The organism is Chitinophaga sp. 05T412 (genome assembly GCF_056396465.1).
On record NZ_JBFTLN010000016.1, the window covers coordinates 57,381 to 77,087 of the forward strand.

12 protein-coding genes are annotated in these 19,707 nt (G+C 47.4%); 10 read left to right on the top strand and 2 right to left on the bottom strand.

Annotated elements, in window-relative coordinates; genetic code table 11:
* Positions 1 to 46: 46 nt before the first annotated feature.
* Complete coding sequence (locus tag AC1DFM_RS27975; protein ID WP_477080075.1) at positions 47 to 1,195, bottom strand: serine hydrolase domain-containing protein; 1,149 nt, start codon at positions 1,193 to 1,195, stop codon at positions 47 to 49.
* An 18-nt stretch (positions 1,196 to 1,213) separates the two neighbouring features.
* Positions 1,214 to 2,416: a 6-bladed beta-propeller gene (locus tag AC1DFM_RS27980; RefSeq protein WP_477080076.1), complete on the bottom strand. Its 1,203-nt coding sequence runs from the start codon at positions 2,414 to 2,416 to the stop codon at positions 1,214 to 1,216.
* Positions 2,417 to 2,675: 259 nt separating this feature from the next.
* Between AC1DFM_RS27980 and AC1DFM_RS27985 the strand changes: the two genes are divergently transcribed.
* The 10 genes from AC1DFM_RS27985 (at position 2,676) to AC1DFM_RS28030 (ending at position 19,680) form a co-directional block, all read left to right on the top strand.
* Complete coding sequence (locus AC1DFM_RS27985) at positions 2,676 to 3,251, top strand: RNA polymerase sigma factor (RefSeq protein WP_477080077.1); 576 nt, start codon at positions 2,676 to 2,678, stop codon at positions 3,249 to 3,251.
* A 66-nt stretch (positions 3,252 to 3,317) separates the two neighbouring features.
* The gene (locus tag AC1DFM_RS27990) at positions 3,318 to 4,502 is read left to right on the top strand and encodes a FecR family protein (protein WP_477080078.1); all 1,185 of its coding nucleotides are present in this window, start codon (positions 3,318 to 3,320) and stop codon (positions 4,500 to 4,502) included.
* Between the two features lie 245 nt (positions 4,503 to 4,747).
* Entirely contained in the window at positions 4,748 to 8,065 is a 3,318-nt protein-coding gene (locus tag AC1DFM_RS27995) for a TonB-dependent receptor (protein WP_477080079.1), read from the top strand.
* Positions 8,066 to 8,083: 18 nt separating this feature from the next.
* A complete protein-coding gene (locus AC1DFM_RS28000; protein ID WP_477080080.1) occupies positions 8,084 to 9,520 on the top strand; it encodes a RagB/SusD family nutrient uptake outer membrane protein in 1,437 nt (478 codons plus the stop codon).
* Between the two features lies 1 nt (position 9,521).
* Positions 9,522 to 11,876, top strand: a complete 2,355-nt coding sequence (locus tag AC1DFM_RS28005; RefSeq protein WP_477080081.1) for a right-handed parallel beta-helix repeat-containing protein — start codon at positions 9,522 to 9,524, stop codon at positions 11,874 to 11,876.
* 129 nt (positions 11,877 to 12,005) lie between these two features.
* Positions 12,006 to 12,611: an RNA polymerase sigma factor gene (locus tag AC1DFM_RS28010; protein ID WP_477080082.1), complete on the top strand. Its 606-nt coding sequence runs from the start codon at positions 12,006 to 12,008 to the stop codon at positions 12,609 to 12,611.
* Positions 12,612 to 12,676: 65 nt separating this feature from the next.
* Complete coding sequence (locus AC1DFM_RS28015) at positions 12,677 to 13,807, top strand: FecR family protein (protein ID WP_477080083.1); 1,131 nt, start codon at positions 12,677 to 12,679, stop codon at positions 13,805 to 13,807.
* Positions 13,808 to 13,923: 116 nt separating this feature from the next.
* On the top strand, positions 13,924 to 17,328 hold the full coding sequence (locus AC1DFM_RS28020; protein ID WP_477080084.1) for a SusC/RagA family TonB-linked outer membrane protein: 3,405 nt from the start codon (positions 13,924 to 13,926) through the stop codon (positions 17,326 to 17,328).
* 19 nt (positions 17,329 to 17,347) lie between these two features.
* Positions 17,348 to 18,781 carry a RagB/SusD family nutrient uptake outer membrane protein gene (locus AC1DFM_RS28025; RefSeq protein WP_477080085.1) on the top strand — a complete coding sequence of 478 codons (1,434 nt, stop codon included), beginning with the start codon at positions 17,348 to 17,350 and terminating at the stop codon, positions 18,779 to 18,781.
* A 26-nt stretch (positions 18,782 to 18,807) separates the two neighbouring features.
* Positions 18,808 to 19,680, top strand: coding sequence for a DUF4843 domain-containing protein (locus tag AC1DFM_RS28030; protein WP_477080086.1), 873 nt, complete (start codon positions 18,808 to 18,810; stop codon positions 19,678 to 19,680).
* Positions 19,681 to 19,707: the final 27 nt, after the last annotated feature.

Consider the following 19,707-nt stretch of genomic DNA (forward strand, 5'->3'; position numbering starts at 1 on the left):
AGGGAATCGCAGGAAGTCACACGAAAGAAACGTTTGTGCACGGAGGCTACCGGATTTGCTCCAGCATTTTCCGGGCAATGGCTTCTACCGGGATGTGTTCATTCACGGCTATCGCCACAAAGGCCCTGGTAGCGGTATCATACAGCAGGATAGCGCGGTAGTTTTCGGTGCCGCCGCTATGCCCCAGCCAGTAGTCATTGGTATGACTGATCTCATTAAAATCAAACAGCATCACTCCTTTACCATAATAGGTGCCTTTATCATACATAGGGTATAAGTCACGGAAACGGTCGTACGTAATGGCGTGTGGTTGAAGTTGACCAGTGAATAAAGCCGCGAGGAAAACCACCAGGTCCCTGGCATTACCCACAATATTGCCGGCGCCCAGTGGGGTGGAGTAGTCTGTTGTCACTACCTGCCCTTTGTTATGGGCCAGTGCCAGATTAGCAGGAAGCTCCTGCGGCGCCAATGCCCGCAGGGAAGGGAGTTGTAGGGGGATGGCAATGCGTTGTTGCACGATGTCCGCATATGTTTTTCCTTCAATTTTTTCCGCAATCTGGGCCAATAACAGATAACCCGTATTGCTGTACGACCAGTACTGTCCCGGAGGAAAATCATTTTTTTTCGACATGGCCAGCGTGAGCAATTCCGTGGGGGTATAATAACGGGGATGCACATGAAAAAACGAATCGGCATTGAAGCTGTAAATGCCACTGGTATGTTGCAGTAACGCGGTAATCGTTATTTTATCCGCATCTTGCACCTCCGGAAACCATTGGGATAATCGGCTATCGGCTGTTAGCTTGTTTTCGGCTATCAGAGCGGTGATAATAGTACCTGTGATCAACTTACACACGCTGGCCCAGTAAAATACGGAGGAGCTATCTACCCGCTGTTGACGGTCCATAGCGGTAAAGCCGCTGTCGATACGCCAGATGCCTTTGCCAGGTATCAGCATGGCCGCGGTGATGCCCGGCATATGCGTAACCGCAAATAGCTTTTCCATCGTTTTATGTAAACTATCATCCAACGCGCCGGATACCACCTGGTGAATATTATAGTTACCGGCGTCAGGGAGCATGGCAGCAGTCAGGGGGGCATGTTTGGCGCCGCCTTTGTACTTTGCCTGGGCATTAGCATGATTCGCCATTAAAAAGACAAAAATCAGCAGGTACGCTGAATAACTTTTTTTCATGGAAAGAAGTATTAACTGCTAAAAGCTATCTGCAAATTTTACTTTAATGATCACCGGGTTGCCCTTTTTATTTTTATTATCCTCCAGGTATTTCGCCAGCGCCGGCGGATACACCGGATGCTTATCAACATTTGCTTCCTTTTGCTGGAACAAAGTCAGGGAAGAGCAGTTGGTGTAAAGGGTATCTCCATCCTGTGCCAGAAAACCATAGTTTGGAAATTCCGTGCCACCTGCCAGGTGATCCGTTAAAAAGAGGAAGTGCGTGCGATCATCCGGCGTAATTTTATCGATGCCAATCAAACGGCCTGACTTCAGGTTGTAGATATAACCACCTTTTCTGTCGGGCCGGAAAAATAAGTTGTTGCCTATTTTGGCGATATTATCCAGTCCATAATAAAGCTGCTGGTTATTTTGTAAATAACGTATACGCTTGCCGTAGAGGGTACTATCCGTAAAAAAATCACCGGGAAGGGTATTGGCCATCGGAAATACAAACCGGTACACCGGATGAAATGCATGCGCGCTGAGCTGATAGATATTGAAGTCGTAAGGCCGCACATAGAGCATGCTGCTGTCGTTATATGGATAGAACGACGTTTGATTACTGTATAACAGATCTGTATTGGGAATGGTGGCCGACCGGAAGTTGTAGGGAAGAAACTGTTGCACAATACCGGTATCGTTCATCACCACTACCTGGTAAGCCAGGGAGTCCTTATTACGTTTATCTGCGCCGTAGCAGGTGGCCACTGTTTTCCCAGCTTCCAGATATTTTTTTTGATAGTCGTAAGGCGTTAGTTTTCTTTTCCTGATGAGTTTCCCATCTGTATTAAAGTAAACCACGTTGCCTTCACCGGTAACACCAATTAATTGTTGCGCTTTATCATACCAGAGGTGATAGGGGGCATAATTAGGGTTGGTGCTGATGGCCCGGGCTTTAATTTTTGTATGAAACTTTCCTGTTTTGTCAAAAATGAAAATGGCTTTTACCGTAAAGTCGAGTATAATATAATATTGCGGCGTGACTTCCAGCCGTTGGATCATGCCTACAATACTTTCAGGAGTAGATTCCAAAAGGATAAACGAAATAGCTGTTATCAGGGAGGAAGCGGCTCCCCCCATGGCGGTGGCGGGGTCAATACGAAGTTTAGTCGCTTCCTGCGCATGTGTAGCCGTGGTGAAGAAAAACATGCCGGCGCATAAAAGATATTTCAGGTTCATATTGGATGAAAATATTAATCACTTTAAGGTAAGCAAATAAGCGTTCGGTAGACCCTTGATAAGCAAACCCGCTAACTGTTGGCAGCTCAGGCCGATATAATTTTATTTTTTACCGATATTTTTTTCGCAACCACGCTTTTTCCGCCGGGGAATGCGGAGTTTATCTTTATATTTCCAACAGAGAGTGAATCATATACCTGCTCTACACACCTGGGAAGGTTACGCAATGCCACGTTTTTTCAAGAATAATATTAGCTGTATGTCAAGGGGAGTGCATCCACTCAGTGATGAGGAACTGATATTGCTGATGGCGGAAGATAATGAAGCGGCCTTTACTGCTTTATACGACCGTTATTGGGAAATGTTGCTGGGCCTGGCTTTTAACCGTTTAAAAGACCTGCCGGCAGCAGAGGATATTGTGCATGATGTATTCGCCAGCATTTGGCGTAACCGCAAAAAACTGGCAGCAGATTCCCTGCGGCACTACCTGGCGGCCGCCGTGAAATATATGACACTCGCGCATTTCAGGAAGAAAGCCTACGGAAGCAAATACCAGCAAACCCTGGAACACCCGGAGCTTTGTGAAGGTGATATGGAAGAACAACTCCACTACCGGCACATCTTACAACTGGTACACGACGAAGTAAATAACCTCCCTGAAAAATGCCGCGTAGTATTCCGCTATAGCCGGCAAAACGGCATGAGCTCCCGCGAAATAGCCGAAGTGATGGGAATCAGCCACAAAACCGTGGATAATCAACTGAATAAAGCCATCACACATCTTCGCCATAAGATGAAACACCTGATTCATTCCTGCTTTACTTTTCTTTTTTAAAATATTTTTTCCTGCAGATAGGTATTTTTTCCAGCCCGGATCACTTATATAGTATAACGGGCATTTATGCAGGATTTACAACAAGCCATCGACAACTACCTGGCAGGCAAAGCAAGTGTGGAAGAACAACAGTTGGTCAACAACTGGTACTATGCTTTTGATGATGAAAGTATAGACATTCCAGCGGAGGAGCGGGCCTTGCGCGGGAAAATCCGTGATCGCATCCAACAGCGGTTGCAACAAACGTTGCGAAAAGAAATGCCGCTGAAAGCCCGCTCCGTTGCTTTTTATACTAAAAGAATAGCCGCCGGCATCGGGCTGTTAATCGGATTGGCGGGCGCCTCCTGGCTGTTGTTCTTCTCCCGAAAACAAACACCCGACAAACAAAATACCGCCATCGCTAACAGTCATCCCAACAACATTATTCCCGGCGGAAACAAAGCAGTTCTTTTGCTCGCCAATGGCGACAGCATCCTGCTGGACAACGCCGGCAACGGTATGCTCAGCCAACAGGGAGGAACCAAAGTGATTAAACTGAACAACGGTGCGCTGGCCTACAAAGCCACCAACGATGCGCCTGCTGCCATCGCCTATAACACGATTCGTACGCCCCGCGGCGGTCAATACCAGGTGACTCTGCCAGATGGTACGGAAGTGTGGCTCAACGCTGCTTCCGCCCTACGGTTCCCCACAACTTTCACCAACAACAGCCGCGAAGTAACACTGAATGGAGAAGGATACTTTGAAGTAAAACCATTCCTCAACAACCAGGGAAAAAAAGTGCCGTTCATCGTGAAAGTAATATCCGGTCATGAGGAGATGCGCGTAAAAGTGYTGGGTACCAAATTCAATATTATGGCCTATGAAGATGAGAATGCCGTGAATACCTCCCTGCTCGAAGGCTCCGTTGCTGCCAGCAATGGACGCGATAGCGTAATGATCCAACCCGGACAACGCGCCAGCCTGCTGCATGGTCAACAGGCTTTTAAAATGGGACCGGCAGATTTCAAAGATATATTAGCCTGGAAAAACGGAGAATTCAGGTTCCGCGAAGCGGGAATCAAAGATATTATGCGACAGCTATGCCGGTGGTACGATGTGGAAGTGGTCTATAGAGAGGGAATTGATCAGGTAAAACTCTCCGGCATCATTCCTAAAACAGAAGATATCAGCGTACTGCTGGATGCCCTGCAGGCCACCGGTAAAGTACATTTCGAAATAGTCAACCGAAAAATCATTGTCCAACCATAAGCGTAATCCTTGACCATTTAAAATATCAACCATATATGATAACATAAACACTTATATGGGCGCCGCATAAAAAACCGGAAGCGCTTGCAACACTCCCGGTCAAATTATTCGGATGGCCCCTTTCGCAGCCACGCATTGACTAACTGAAATTTAGCACATCCAAACACTACAAAAGTATGGAACCACACTCCATTATCAAAATTCCGCTGTCCGCCATCAGGCGACCCAGACAAATATTCCTGGTTATGAAATTGACTGCAAGTCTTCTTTTATTAACGCTATTACAGGTAAGTGCCAAAACATTTTCCCAGTCGGTGACGCTGAAAGGAAATGCCCTACCCGTAGAACAGGTGTTTGACCGCATCAAGGATCAAACAGGATACGCCTTCGTATATGATGCTGCCCTGCTTAAAAAAGCACACCCGATTGCCCTGGATATTAAAAATATGCCGCTGACAGATGTGCTMCGTCTCATTGTCAAAGACCAACCATTTACCTGCGAAGTCAGACACAGAATTATTGTGGTGAAAGAAAGCAGCAGGCCGCAACCAGCTATCGCGGCGACCACACAAACCATCAGCGGTAAAGTACTCGATGAAAAAGGACAACCGGTGGAGAATGCCACCGTTACCCTGCTTCCCGGCGCCAAAGGCGCCCTCACAGATGCCAGAGGCGCCTTTAATATCACCGGCGTAGCTCCCGGCAGCTACACCCTGCGGGTAACCTTTATTGGCTACACTACCTATGAACAGAAGGTAACCGTAGATAAAGACCTGACCAACCTGCAGATCATTTTAAAAACGTCTTCCAGCTCCCTAAATGATATCGTAATTGTTGGATATGGCGCGACTAAAAAATCTGATATCACCGGCGCTATTTCCTCTGTGAAGGCAGAGGACCTGACGCAGGTAAATGCGGTATCCAACGTATCACAGGCTTTACAAGGCCATGTGGCAGGTGTGCAGGTAAATCAGGCCTCCGGCCAGCCCGGCGAATTTATGCGCATCAAAGTAAGAGGTACCACGTCTATCGGCGCCAGCAGCAACCCACTCTACGTAGTAGACGGATTGCCACTGGACGACGTAAGTTCGCAATTGAATCCCGATGATATCGAACGACTCGAAGTGCTGAAGGATGCTTCTGCCACCGCCATCTACGGCTCCCGCGGTGCTAACGGCGTTATCCTCATCACCACCAAACGCGGCAAAACAGGTAAGGCCCGCGTGAGCTACAGCGGCTACTACGGTACGCAACAGCTCCGTAAAAAAATGGACCTGATCAATGCCCACGATTTTGCTACCCTGCAAAATGAAGTGGCAAAAAATGATGGCACCCCATTACCGTGGACCACGGCGCAGATAGATTCTCTCAGCGGCAAAGGCACCGATTGGCAAAATCTCGTGTATCGCAAAGCACCCGTGCAGGATCATAACATCTCCATTTCCGGTGGTAATGAAACCACAAAGTACTTTACTTCCTTCGGTTACTTCAATCAGGATGGAATTATTGAAAACTCTTCATTCAGAAGAATCTCTTTCAGAACGAACCTGGACCAGGTGATCACCGACCACTTTAATCTGACGTCCAATGTGTCCATGCAACAATCCAGATATGCACAGGCGCAATACGTAGGTGCTGAAGGTGGTGGCGGAGTGCCCTGGACTACCATGGTGATCCCGGCTACGCAATCCGTGTATAATCCCGATGGCTCCTACACCCGCTTTACCGGTGTACCCTGGGGAGAATCCAACCCGGTAGGCATCTCCAAAGAATTGTATCAGCCATCTAATGCTACCCGTATCATCGGTAACGTAGCGCTGAACTATAAAATTATTCCGGGCCTGCTGCTGAAGCTCTCTGCCGGCATTGATAAGAACGACGTGAAGGAAGACTACTATGCACCCGGTACCATTACTATTGGCCGCGGTACAGATAAAGATGGCAATCCTATTTCCGGCGTAGCCAGAAGGAACTATAGCAATAACCTGACTTTCATTAATGAAAATACCCTGAGCTATAACAAAACTTTTGGGGAACATACCATTGATGCAGTAGGAGGGATCACCTACCAGCAAACTACCTACGATGAGCTGAAAACGGGCGATGCCACCGGTTTTATCACGGATCTCTATAAGAATAATAACTTAGGTGCAGCGGTGGTACCCGCACAGCCCAATACGGACTACTGGGATTATAAACTGATTTCATACCTCGGCAGGGTGAACTACAATTATAAAGGGAAATATTATGCTACCGTAACCGGCAGGTATGATGGCTCTTCAAAATTTGGTAAAAACAATAAGTTCGCTTTCTTCCCATCTGCTGCGTTGAGCTGGAATGTGTCGCAGGAGGAGTTCCTGAAAAACAGTTCCCAGATATCCAATCTGAAGCTGCGTGTTAGTTATGGTGCTGCCGGTAATCAGGCCATCAACCCGTATCAGACACTGGCGAGTATGAGTGCTAAGGCGGTTGTTTTTAACAATACCCAGTACAACGGATTCATTCCGTCTTCATTGGAAAACAATGGGCTGAAATGGGAAACTACCCGGCAGTTTGATGCCGGCTTTGACCTGAGCCTGTTTAAGGATCGTGTGACGATTACAGCAGATTATTATAACAAACGTACCAGCGACCTGCTCTTGATGGTCAGCCTGCCTTCCTCCAGCGGTTACAACGATGTGATACAAAACGTTGGTGTGGTAGGTAACAAAGGCTTTGAATTCCAGGTAAACACCCGCAACCTCACCGGCCCTTTCAAATGGGAATCTGCGCTGACTTTCACCAGCAACCGCACCAAAGTGCTGGACCTGGGCAAAGATGCACAAGGCAAAGAAATTACCTACAAGGAAATTGGTGCTGGCGGTAACTGGTTCCCCACCATCGTAGGACAGTCCATGATGCAGCTGTATGGCTACACCGTCACCGGCGTATACCAAACCGATCAGGAAGCGATTGACAATGGCGAACCATCCAAACATGCGGGTGACTACAAATTCAAAAACTGGGATGGTAAAGGCACGGTAAACGATGCCGACGACCGCACCGTGATCTCTCACCTGGAACCTAAATTTACTTTTGGCTTCAACAATAATTTCTCTTACAAAAACTTTGACCTGTCGCTGCTCTTCGTGGGATCTTATGGAAATGACATTGTGAATGAATTCCGTAAATACAATATTACCATGAATGGTAAATGGACGCCTACGCAAGCGGCGTTTGATCAGCGTTGGAGAGGACCCGGTACCAGCAATACTGTTGATAAACCTTCTGCTACCAGTGGTAACTCCATCCGTGATTACGCCAACAGCTTATGGGTGGAAGATGGTTCCTATCTGCGTTTGCGCGACATTACCCTCGGCTATACTTTCAACGCCAAACAATTGTTGTTTGCAAAAGTGGCGTCTATCCGCGTGTACGTGAGTGCGCAAAACTGGTTAACACTCACCAACTACTCCGGCTATGATCCGGAAGTATCCTGGGCCGTTCCTACGGTGAATGGCTGGGACAGAGGAAACTATCCTTCTACCAAATCCATTACGGTAGGCGCTAAAGTTAATTTTTAACATTGTAAATGTTGAGAGATGAAAAAGAGATTATTAATACTTGTCTGCATATTATGCCCGGCTATTTTTGGGTTGCCGTCCTGTAAAAAAATGTTGGAAGAAAGTCCGCGTTCTTCCATTAGTCCCGATGCTTATTTTAAGAGCCCGGATAGTTATGAATCGGCTGTAATAGGTACCTACGACGGGCTGCCGCTGAATGTAACAGAGCTGAATGAAATGTTTTCTGATATCTATGGAACACCGCAACCAGCAGAGCAGGTGTTACCGATTTATCAAAATCAGCCGTCGGCTAATTTCTATTCTTCCGGTTATGCGTGGAGCATACCGTTTTCCATGGTAAAGAATGCCAATTTCATTTTAGAGAAATTACCGGCAGCACCATTGGCCGATGCGAAGAAAACACAACTGGAAGCAGAAGCCCGGTTCCTGCGGGGCTACGCATTTTTCTATCTCGTGCAAATGTTCGGAGATGTGCCGTTACCATTAAAGGCTGCCAGCAACTATCAGGATGTACAGTTGCCCCGCACGCCACAGGCCGACGTATACACGCAGGTGCTCAATKACCTCACCTATGCTGAAGCAAATTTGCCAGACGTGGCGCCACAACAAGGACGCGCATACAAACTGGTGGCTACGGCGATGCTGGCAAAAGTATACCTGACCATGGCTGGCAATCCGCTCAACAAAACGGAAAATTATGTAAAGGCAAGAGACAAAGCATTGGCGGTAATAGGCGCCGGTAAGTTTAGCCTGAAAGATAATTATGCAGATGTATTTCATAATGTAGCTTACACCAGTGAGTCGATCTGGGAGAAACAATATATCCCCGGCCGGCAGAGCAACCCTTTGCATGGACAAGCCTCGCCAGCGCCAGGTTATGTGCCGATTTTGCTGCCTGCCACCTGGTTTGTCAATAGCTTTGCAGCTGGCGATCAACGTAAAGCATGGGGCATCAGAATCAATTATCCATCGCCCGCAGGAGGCACCTTGCCGGCGTTTTTTGCCAAATTCGTAGATCTCACTACCATTGATCAGAACATTGGGCCTTCTAACGCCAAAGTGCCGTACTCCTTTCCGATACTGCGTTTGGCAGAAATGTACCTGATTGCGGCAGAAGCGGAAAATGAGGCCAATGGCCCGGCACAGGCATATCAGTATATCAACAAAATCCGCTGGCGAGCCAGAATGGATAAGAACAGTACCACCGATGTTCCGGATCTGAAAAACCTGAGCAAAGACCAATTCCGTGATGCCGTGTTGATGGAACGTAAATGGGAATTATCCAATGAAGGTGATGCCTGGTTTGATCTGAAACGTACCAATACCTTCCAGCGTATACAAGCCGTGAGACCGGGTTCCCTGAGTGTGCCGATTGGCGTGTACAACCAAACCTGGCTGATACCTACACAGGAAATTACCAATAATAATATCAAACAGAATCCGCAGTACCAGTAGTATGAAGAAGCTCTTCCTATTTTGTTGTATCATCGCCACCGCGCAATGGGCCGGTGCGCAAACCATGCTGCATGTATCCGTTACCGGGAACGACCGGCAACCCGGCACCGCGGCGAAGCCTTTGAAAACAGTGAACCGGGCGGTTGCACTGGCCATGAAGAAAAAAAATGAACCGGTTACCGTTTGGCTGCATGGTGGCACCTATTACCTGGATCAGCCCATCACCCTGCAGGCCGCCAATATGGTCTGCAAGAGCCTGGAGATAAACGCCTGGCAACAGGAGGAAGTTTTCATCAGCGCAGGGCAACCGTTATCACTGGCGTGGAAGCCGTGGAAAAACGGCATCTATGTAGCCACGGTACCGGCAGGTGTTACGTTTGAACGCCTGTTTGTAAATGGCCGTCTGCAGGTGTTGGCGCGCTATCCTAATTATGATTCCACCGCTAAAGTATTTCATGGCACCGCCGCAGATGCGTTGAGTCGTGCCAGTAAGTGGGAGCATCCGGAAAACGGCTATGTACATGCTTTGCATGCATACGATTGGGGCGGTTTTCACTATCGTATCACCGGTAAAAAAGATACTACCCTTACCCTGGAAGGCGGCTGGCAGAATAACCGGCCTAATGGGATGCACCCGGAATATCGCTTCGTGGAAAATAATCTGGAAGAGCTGGATGTAGCCGGTGAGTGGTTCCTGGATAATAGCACCCGGCAGTTATATTATTACCCTTCGGGAGATATACAACTGCAGCAGGCCCGCATAGAAGTAGCGCATTTAAAGAACAGCATCGTGTTGCGTGGATCTGCCGCCGCTCCGGTGAAGAATGTAACCCTGCGGGGATTACATTTTATACACAATGAGCGGACTTTTATGGAGACCCGGGAGCCGCTGCTGCGGAGCGACTGGACCATTTACCGTGGTGGCGCCGTGTTGCTGGATGGCACGGAAAATTGTCGTATTACGGATTGTTCCTTCAGCAACCTGGGCGGCAATGCCATTATGCTGAGCAACTACAACCTGCATGATACCATCAGTGGCTGTTACCTGCATCACCTGGGCGCCAGCGCGGTTTGTTTTGTGGGAGATGTGAAAGCAGTGCGCTCACCCAACTTCAAATATGAAGACTTTACCCCGTACAACCAGCTGGACAAAACGCCCGGACCTGCCAGCAATAACTATCCACAGGAATGTGTGGTCACTAACAGTCTCATTCATCATGTGGGCGAAATCGAAAAGCAGGCGACGGGCGTGGAAATCACCATTTCTTCTGGTATTACGGTGAGCCACAACAGTATCTACAACACGCCCCGCGCCGGTATCAACATCGGCGATGGCTGTTTTGGCGGCCACCAGCTGGCTTACAACGATGTATTTAACACGGTGATGGAAACCGGTGACCATGGTGCATTTAATTCGTGGGGGCGTGACCGTTACTGGGCGCCGGATAGGGCCTATATGGATAGCCTCGCGGCCGTACATCCGGAGTTAATCATGCTGGATGCCCGTCAAACCACTACTATCCGTAATAACCGCTTCCGTTGCGATCATGGCTGGGATATAGACCTGGATGATGGTTCCACTAACTACCATATTTACAATAACGTGTGTTTGAATGGCGGATTAAAACTCCGGGAAGGATTTCAGCGTATTGTAGAGAATAATATTATGATCAACAACTCTTTCCATCCGCATGTATGGTTTAAAAACAGCGGAGATGTGTTTGCACATAATATTGTTACCCGTAAGTATGCCCCCATAGAAATCAACGATTGGGGTAAGGAAGTCGATTACAACCTGTTTCCAGACACAGCTTCCTTGCAGGAAGCGCGTGCACAACACACCGATGCACATAGCATGGCCGGTGATCCGCAGTTTATAGATGCCACCACAGGAAACTACCGCGTAGCGAATACTTCCCCGGCATTTAAAATCGGGTTTCAGAATATTCCGATGGATAGTTTTGGCGTAATGAAGCCAACACTCCGGCAAATAGCCCTGCAACCTGAAATTCCGGTGTTCCTGAATTTGAGTCGCGCCAGTGAAGGGGCCGGCGCCACCGCCAGCGTGCTGGAGTTATTAGGTGGCAGGATAAAATCGATAGAAGGATTGGGAGAGCGATCCGCTTATGGCCTGGCAGATGAATCCGGGGCGCTGGTATTAACTGCCGGTGAAAACACCTTGTTATCATCTTCCGGAATAAAAACTAAAGATGTGATTATTATGGCAGACGATAAGCCTGTGAAAACAGCCAACGACCTGCAGGATATCGTGAAAGCAGCAGCCTGGAAGACTACTATTCCCGTGAAGGTAATGCGTAATCAACAAGCCATTAACATCAAATTACGGGTGAAATAAACCAATAATAATAACACATCAGGATTCCCCCCAGGATAAACAAATCTTGCGGGGGAATTTTTTTTTTATACTTTAGGCCAATAAATAACCAACCCGAAATAGCCGGGCGGTAAAAAAATGTAAAACAATATGGTTAGTCCCTTGAGCGAACAGGAACTAATACAGCGGATAGCGCAAGGAAACGAAAAAGCGTTTGCTACGCTTTACAACCAGTATCAACCAAAGCTACACCTGTTCATTTATCCGCTTACCGGCTGCTCCAGACAGGACACCGATGAGATCATACAGGATGTTTTTTTCAAACTCTGGATGCGACGGGATATGTTGATCACTATTCAGTCGCTGCAGGCTTATCTTTTTATGATGGCCCGCAACCGCCTGCGCGACTGGCACCGGAGCCAGCAGCTGCAGCAACAGCTGGTGCATACGCTTACCCATCAACAGCCGGCACAGCACGAGGAAGTTACGGAGAACAGTCATTTTAAAGAATATACCCGGATTGCCCGGCAAGCGATCGCCTTGCTATCCGATCAGAAAAGAAAGATTTTTGCCATGCGGCATGAGCAGGACCTTTCGCTCGATGAAATTGCCGACGCCCTCCAGATCACCAAATTTGGGGTCAAGAAACAATTATATGATGCCGTGAAATTCGTGAAGCATTACCTGAAAACCAACGCAGGCATAGATATGCCGATGATTCTCCTGCTGATTTGTTGCTTCCCCCAGCTCCGCTAAAAAATATTTTTTAAAAGTGAGGTGTGCTTTTGATTTACTCGTCCGTCTTACTATAGACAATGGCTATGCAAAGAGATGATATTACCCTTTTAATGGACAGGTTTTTGGCAGGCACCCTTTCTTCAACAGAAGAAATAATACTGGGAAACGCCATTAAAACCGCCTCCACCAACGACTACGAATGGTTGTTGCAGCATTATGAGCAGCAAATGGTGCATTTTTCAACAGATGCTCCTGCCGATCAATCGTTGCTGCTCAACATCCAGGAGAAGATCCGGGAAAGAGAAGCAGAGCTGACAACGGTGAAGCCTATACGTTGGATGTATTACGCAGCAGCCGCTGTTTTATTGCTGGCAGTCCTCGCCGGAAGCTGGTACTGGCGCACACAGGCGCCGGAGAATACGCCCGTGGCTACTGTAATTGCGGCAGGGAGTAACAAAGCCCGGCTCACCCTGGCAAACGGTGAAGTGATACAATTGGATAGCACCAGCAAGGTGATTCCACTGGGCAAAAACAACATTATACAAAAACAGGGACAACTGAAATATGCCGCCAACGAGGCCGCAGTCACCTATAATACCCTTACCACACCGAGAGGCGGACAGTATCAGCTGTTGCTGCCGGATGGCAGTAAGGTATGGCTCAACGCCGCCTCCTCACTCTATTATCCTACTGCCTTCACCGGCAGGGAAAGAAAAGTAATACTGAGCGGAGAAGCCTATTTTGAAGTAGCTCCCGATGCTGGCAAACCATTTATGGTGCAAAGTGATAAAACCACCATACAGGTATTGGGTACAGCCTTTAATATCATGGCCTACACGGATGAACCAGGTCAACAAACCTCCCTGGTGAGCGGTAGCATTAAAGTACAGTACGAAGGTCAGCAAAAACTGGTGACACCCGGAAATATGGCGGTAGTAAAAGAAGGAGCATTGTCTGTAGCCACTGCAGATATAGAACAGGTGACCGCCTGGAAAAATGGATTGCTGGCACTGAATGCTACCAGCCTGAAAGGATTGATGCGACAGGTAGCACGCTGGTACGACGTAGAAGTCAGGTATGAAGGAGAGGTGCCCGACCGGCAATTTGGTGGTATCATGAGCAGGAATACACAACTGTCAACACTCATCGCATTTCTGAGGAAAAGTGGCGTTAACATTAAACAAACAAACCGGGTTATCATTATCATGCCCTGATTCAACATTGTAAATAATATCAACCAAAGAAGTTCAGCGTATTGCCGTCGGGCAAGCGGGAGTGCTAACGCTATGCCTGTCGGCCGCTGAACCGTTAAAAATCAAAAACCAACCACATGAATTTTTCGCCAACCAAAATGTTGTCGGTTATGAAGATGACTGCCATGCTGTTGCTGGTGGCCGCACTACAAGTGAGTGCCGCCACCTATGGGCAACAGGTAAATTTAACTGTCCGGAAAATGCCATTGGACAAAGTGTTCACGGCATTGGGAAAACAAACTGGCTACGCTTTTTTCTGGGACCAGCAACTGCTGAATAGTATGGCGCCGGTAACGGTGTCCCTGCGCAATGTGTCCCTGCGGGATGCACTGAGCGCCTGTTTGGCCGGTAGCTCCCTCCGCTACGAATTAGTGGAAGCCGATAAGTCGGTGTTCATCCGGAAAAATGCGGAGGTACCCGTGGTAGCTACCGCCACGCAGCAGGTGACCATTCAAGGCCACGTGGCAGATGCGCAGAAGGCGCCACTGGCAGGCGTGACCATCAGCGTGAAAGGAACACCCCGCGGTACCATCACTAACGAGAAAGGCGACTTTGTACTGGCCATCGCAGATCCCAGATCCATTCTCGTATACAGTATGCTGGGATACGAAACAATGGAACAACCAGTAGCAGGTAAATCCTTCTTCAACGTAACCCTGCAACGGAAAGTGCAGCGCATCGGCGAAGTAATGGTGACCACAGGTATCTTTACCCGCCGCAAAGAAAGCTTCACCGGTGACGCCGCCACTTATACCGGCGAACAGTTGAATACTGTAGGGAATCAGAATGTGCTGCAAAGTTTGAAATCGCTCGATCCCGCTTTCATCGTGATCGATAATAACATGGCCGGTTCCAATCCTAACGTGATGCCCAACATGGTGATTCAGGGAAAGTCCAGCATCATTGGTACGGTAGATAAATTTTCCAAAGATCCCAATCAACCATTGTTCATATTGGACGGTTTTGAAACCACCATCGAAACAGTGATCGGGCTGGATATGAATCGTATTGCAGCAGTGACCGTATTGAAGGATGCCGCTTCCACAGCGATATACGGCTCTAAAGCGGCGAACGGCGTTATTGTGATTGAAACAAAGTTACCGCGGCCGGGAAAAATGAACCTCTCGCTCACCCTGGATAATACCACCTCTTTCGCAGATCTGCGCGACTATAACATGATGAATGCCGCAGAGAAACTGGAGTTTGAAAGGCTCTCCAATATGTATAACGTCGATCTCGATAATACGGCCAAATACAACAGGCTGCAACAGGCCTATAACAGACACCTCACAGATGTATTAAGCGGTGTAAACACTTACTGGATGGGATATCCCATTAGTAAAACTTCCCTCGCAAATACTTATTCCATTCAGGCGGATGGAGGAGATAATAAATTCAGGTATGGTATCGGCGCTAAATACCGGGATCAACCTGGTGTGATGAAGGGCTCCCAACGTAATACCGCCAGTGCTAATGCAGACCTGGTATATCGCCCCGGTAAATTCTCTTTCTCCAACCGCATTTTGCTGAATACCTTTAAAGCAAAGGAATCACCCTATGGGAGCTTCTCTGATTTTGTGAATGCCATCCCTTACTACAAACCTTCGATGGATAAATACCTGGATCAAAGAGAAGACCTCGCCTTCGATAAACCGATACCCGTCTGGAATCCATTGTACCAGGCTCAATTGCCCAAAAAAGATCAAACGCAGGATATTGAGTTCAGCAACCAGCTACAGTCCTATTACAACGTCAATGATCAGCTTCGGATTGAAGCGAAGTTTGCCATGACCTATGGTACCAATGAGAGAGAAGTGTATCATTCGCCGGAAATGGAAGAATTCAAAGATAAAGTGGTAGGCCAACGCGGGAGTTATAATGATACCCGTACACGTAGGTTCAACTACCAGGGCTTCTTACAGGCCAGCTATGGTAAAATTTGGAACAACGTACATGAACTGAACGTGGTACCCGGATTTTACTTTGATGGTTCGAAAAGTATACTGAATAGTTATAGCGTGACAGGTTTCCCGGCAGTGCAGCAAATTTCACYGGCATTTGGTTCGGGCTATCCGGAAGGCGGCACACCTACTTATGCCACGGCGGTAACCCGTTCTGTCAGCGGTTTCGTGAATGCTTATTATGGATGGCGTCGTAAATATATGGTCGATTTCGATTACCGCAAAGACGGCTCCTCCATTTTTGGCGCCAGCAGAAGATATACCGATACCTGGACAGTAGGTGCTTCCTGGAACCTGCACAATGAGTCTTTTATGAAACCCGTGAAATGGATCAGTTATTTCAAACTGAGAGGTAGTATTGGTAATCCTGGTAACCAGAATTTTGCGGCTTATAACTCCTTTACTACACTGGTGTATAATCAGGCCATCATCAATGATTTTGGACTGGGTACCAAGGTAGATAGCTGGGGAAATTCCGATCTGGCGTGGCAGAAAACTTTGAAGAAAACTATCGGCCTGGATGTGCGTATGTTCCAGGAACGTATTTCCTTAGTGGCCAATGTCTATAATAATTTTACCGATCCATTGATTGTAAACATTGGAAATGCGCCATCTACCGGTAGTGATAATATTATGTTCAACGTGGGCAACTCCCGCACCAAAGGATTTGATTTTACGGTGTCAGCCGCTGTTATTGATATTCCAAAAGACCGGATATCGCTGCGCATAAACGTAATGGGTAAACGCGAAAGTACTACGTACGGTGGATTGGGTAACGCATTGGATTTATTGAACCGTCAGAATGAAAAGGCGGTGGGTAGTGATATAGATGGCTCCTTCCAGAACTATCAGCTGGTAAATCAAAACCTGCAACGCTATAAAGATGGTGGTCATCCGGATGATCTTTGGGCGGTGCGCTCAATGGGCATAGATCCGGCGAATGGAAGAGAGATGTTTCTGACAAAAGATGGAGAACTCACTTACAGCTACGATGTGGCCAATATCGTAAAGGTAGGAAATTCGATGCCGCTGATGCAGGGCGCCATCGGTTTATCAGGGCAATACAAAGGACTGTCGTTAAACGTGGTGATGCGGTATATGTGGAGATCGCAGCAGTTTAATAACGCATTGTTTGGTAAAGTAGAAAACCTGGAACGTAATCAGATTTTTACTGACAACCTGGATAAAAGAGCGTTGTATGGTCGTTGGAAAAAAGTAGGAGATCAGGCGCAGTTTATACGCATTCCGGACTATACCTATAGAAGTGGAGATGGAGCAGGATGGGGCACCTCCAATATGTCGTCCCGGTTTATACAAACCGAAAATACTTTAAGCGGAGAATCCATTTCAGCCTCCTATAATTTTTATCAGTCGAAGTGGCTGAAGCTGTTGAATTTGCAAGGCCTGAACATCACCGGTTATATGAACGATATTTTCCGGTTATCTAACATCAGAAGAGAGCGTGGTATCGATTACCCCTATGCCCGTTCCTTCTCTTTTAAGGTCAATGCTACATTTTAAGGAATATCAAATATCCGCTATGAACAAGCTATTAAAACATATATGCCTGGCCGCCTGCATCCTGTTGGTGGGCAGCGCCTGCAATAAATACCTGGATGTAAAGCCGGAAACAAAAGTAGCGATGGAGGATGCCTTTGCTACAGAAGGAGGATATATGACCCAGTTGAATGGGGTATATCTTTCTATGACTTCATTTAATATGTACGGTGGTATGCTAAGTATGGCTATCCCCGATGTGCTGGCACAGCGCTACTTTCAGGGAAGTACCTACGCATATCGTGATCTGGCTACCTATAGCTACACAGAGAAGGGGGCAAAGGAATCACTGAAAACAGTGTGGTCTGGTTTATACACACAAATCGCAAACCTGAATCTGATACTGGACAACATAGACAGGCAACAGAAAATTTTCAGCGGCGATAACTATCATCTGATCAAAGGAGAAGCACTGGCATTGCGCACTTTCCTGCACTTTGATGTGCTGCGTTTATATGGACCGATCTACAGTAGTATCGATTCCAATGCCGTATCTGTGCCTTACTACAGTTACCATTCCCTGGCGGCAAGACCTTATCTGCCCGCTAATCAGCTGATGGATAGTTTGCAGGCAGATATCAGTAAATCACTGGTGCTATTGGCCAATGATCCTGTGATGAAGTATGGCGCTATCGGAGATACCAGTCATACGTTTACCTCCTTTCGTAAAAGCCGCTTCAACTATTATGCCGCCAAAACGCTGCAGGCCAGGATGATGCTGTATCGCCGCGATAAAGCAGGTGCGCTCGCTGCCGCGAAAGAGGTCATCGCCGTGCAACCATCGATGTTCACTTTTACGGATACCAAAGATGCCAGCGTGAAAGCAGATCCTTCCCTGCTGGGGGATTGTGTATTCCAACTGCAAAACATAAAGTTACCGGACAGTTATAATCTGTTGTTTTCCTACGCACAGCAACCCGGTACTTTATTGGCGCCGCGATTGGATATACTCAATAGTATTTATAGTGAGTCGTCCGATGTTCGTATTAAATCATCTGTGTGGAATGCGCCACCAGATGGCTCCGGCTCCGGCAAGTGTCTGTTTAAATACGCGCCCATTTATTATGTGGACGAACAATTAAATGTGATGGTACCTATGCTGCGGGCATCGGAATGTTATTTAATTGCTGCAGAAGCAGCGCCCGATAAACCCACCGGTATGCAGTATCTCAGTACGTTGAGACTGGCCAGAAATACGCAGGCGGTATTGCCAACCGCCAACCTCGCCACAGAATTGACCAGGGAGTATAGAAGGGAATTTTATGGAGAAGGACAGCTATTCTATTACTATAAACGGCTGAATACCGCGTCTATTCCTGATCAAACGGTGACCACTACTAACGCCACCATTAAAATGGGACGCGCACAATACGTAGTACCCATACCCGATGAAGAAAAGGTTGTGCATCAACCATGATTTGCTTACCTATTAATCCAGGAAAAATGAAAAAAAACAGGACATATATATGGCTGCTGCTGGTAGGAATATTATTGGTGCCCGCCTGTAAAAAGGCTGGCCTCATGGATTTCCAGGGGCATAATAACATTTACTTCTCACCATCTCCCGCCAAAATGTATTCAGGTGTGAAGAATAGCGATGGGAAGGTGATATTCACCGAGTTTGCCAATAAAGTAGTGGATACTGCAGCGATTGACACGTTGTATGGTAATTTCGGTTTCTTCGACGAGAAAGCAACTGAATTGAGTCTGCTGATGCTGGTATCCGCCACCGGAGACACTTCCGGACAAGACCGGCCTTTCAAAATATCCATTGCAGGAAGCAGCACTTTACCTGCTGACATCTACACCATTAACCCGGCATCTTGTGTGATTCCACATGGTAGAATGTCGGTCTATGTGCCGATTACCATTCGCCGGGATGCAGCACTCCGTAAAAAGAGCCTGTTCCTGACTGTTCAACTGGAAAGTAATGATGTATTCAGCACCGATTATTTTCACACACTGGTAAAAACAAACCCTAACAAATTCAAGACTACCCTTCAGCGCACTTTCGCGGTAGCAGATAATATTCCGCAACCCTCCTGGTGGTTAGGAGATAACAGTTTTGGCAGCTACTGTTTTGGTACTTTTTCCAATACCAAAATGAAAATGCTCATCACGGACCTCAATATTCCACTGGGGTCGTTACTGGTAGATCAACCTAATATCAGCTATTTGCTTGGCCTGGCAATGCTATACAATTGCCACCTGGCAAAAGCACGGCAGGCAGGTAATCCGGTACAGGATCAGGATGATAATACCGGCGAAATATTTGAAATGGAGCCAAGCGACGGTGGTGGCGCCGCTTGCGAATAACTTCCTTTTTATTAACCAGGAAAAAAG